The organism is Planomonospora algeriensis (assembly GCF_977012225.1).
In genome coordinates, this window is the sequence record NZ_CDRNDK010000741.1 from 1 (window position 1) to 2,060 (window position 2,060).

The following is a 2,060-nucleotide window of genomic DNA, read 5'->3' on the forward strand; positions in this document are numbered from 1 at the left end:
GCTGCCTCCCGAGGCGACGGTCCGGCTGGCCGAGGTGCGCCGCCGCGCGGAACACGACCTGGCGTCCGCGCGGGTCGTGCTCGCCCGGGCCCAGAGCCGGAGCGGCGATCACGGCCCCGCCCTGCCCGGACTCGAGGAGGCTCTGCGCGCCCGTCCCGACGACGAGGGGCTGCTCGCCGACCTCCTGCGCAGCGAGGCGGCGGTGCGCGGGACGGGCGCCGCCCTCGACCGCTTCGCGCGTCACCGGTCGGACCTCCGCGACCGGACCGGCGCCGACGTCGGTCCGGAGCTGCGGCGGGTCCACCGTGAGCTGCTGGCGCTCGACAGTCCCGTGCGCTCGGGGGTGCGGTTCGACACGACCCCGCTGCTCGGCCGCGACGACGACCTCCGGCGGGTGCGGGCGCTGCTCGCCTCCTCTCGGGTGGTCTCGATCCTCGGCCCGGGCGGGCTCGGCAAGACCCGGCTCGCCCATTCCGTCGCCCGCGAGGCTCCGCAGCCGGTGGTGCACTTCGTCGAGCTGGTCGGCGTGACCGCGCCCGAGGACCTGGTCGGCGAGGTGGGCTCCGCGCTCGGCGTCCGCGACTCGGTGGCCGGACTCCGCACGCTCACTCCGCAGCAGCGCGCCGACGTCCGCGCCCGGATCGCCCGGCAGCTCGACCTCGCCCCGGCACTGCTGGTGCTCGACAACTGCGAGCATCTGGTGGAGGCCGTCGCCGACCTGGTCGCCTATCTGACCGCGACCACGCGGGAGCTGCGCGTCCTGGCCACCACCCGCTCGCCGCTGGCGATCGCCGCCGAGCGCGTCTACCCGCTGCCGCAGCTGGGCACCGATGACGCCGTGGAGCTGTTCCACGACCGCGCGACCGCGGCCCGGCCCGGGGTGCGCCTCGACGAGGACGACGTGCGTGCCGTCGTGGCCCGGTTGGACGGCCTGCCGCTCGCGATCGAGCTGGCCGCCGCGAAGGTGCGGGTGATGTCACCGGCCGAGATCGCCCGCCGGCTGGAGGACAGGTTCGCGCTGCTGCGCGGCGGCGACCGGAGCGCTCCCTCCCGGCACCGGACGCTGCTGGCGGTGATCGACTGGTCCTGGAACCTCCTCGGCGCGCGGGAGCGCCGGGCCCTGCGCCGCCTCTCCGCCTTCCCGGACGGCTTCACCCTCGACGCAGCCGAGGAGGTCCTCGGCGGCGACGCCCTCGACGCGGCGGAGGAGGTCCTCGGCGGCGACGTCCTCGACGACGTCACAGAGCTCGTGGAGCAGTCCCTGCTCACCGTCGTGGAGACGGCCGGCGGCGTCCGGTACCGCATGCTCGAGACGGTGCGCGAGTTCGGCCGGGTCCGGCTGGAGGAGGCCGGCGAGACCGCCGGGGCGCGGGCCGCCGTGCGCGCGTGGGCCGTCGGCCACGCCGACCGGCACGGCGTCCGGCTGTACTCGCCGGAGCAGGTCGACGCCATGGATCGGCTGCGTGCGGAGGAGACGAACCTCGCCGACGTCCTGCGCGAGGCCCTCACCGATCCCGACCCGGAGGCGGTGGTGGTGCTGTTCGCCGCGCTGGGCGGCTACTGGACGATCCGCGGGGACCATCCGCGCAGCATCGTCCTCACCCCGGCCGTCGCCACCGCCCTGACCGGCTGGACGCCGCCGCCCCGGCTCCTCGATCGGACCCGGGTGGCCCTGGGCATCGTGCTGCTCAACACCGTCGTCGTCTCCTTCGAGGAGACCGGGGCGCTGACGCGGATGCTGTCCGAGCTGGGTGCCGACTCGGCGAATCCGGCCGTCCGGGCGCTGGTGACCGTACTGCTCACCATGCTGGCGGACCCCCATGACGGTCTCGACGAGCTGACCGCCGATCCCGACCCGCTGGTCCGCTGGATCGCGCTGCACTTCCTGAGCCACGGCCGGGAGAACGCCGGTGACCCGGCCGGCGCGATCGAGGCGGCCCGGGCGGCCCTCGAGCTCGCCGACGAGAACGGCGGTCCCTGGAACCGGGCGGCCCTGCACACCCAGCTCGCCGGCCTGTACGCGAGCTCCGGCGACTTCGCCCCCGGGCCGCCCGGCACGC

General features: G+C 76.0%; 1 protein-coding gene. It reads left to right on the forward strand.

Annotated features, from left to right (window positions below; translation table 11 throughout):
• Positions 1–2,060, forward strand: a 2,060-nt coding sequence (locus ACWJ6R_RS35255; RefSeq protein ID WP_449066364.1) for an ATP-binding protein, incomplete at both ends; no start/stop codon positions are given.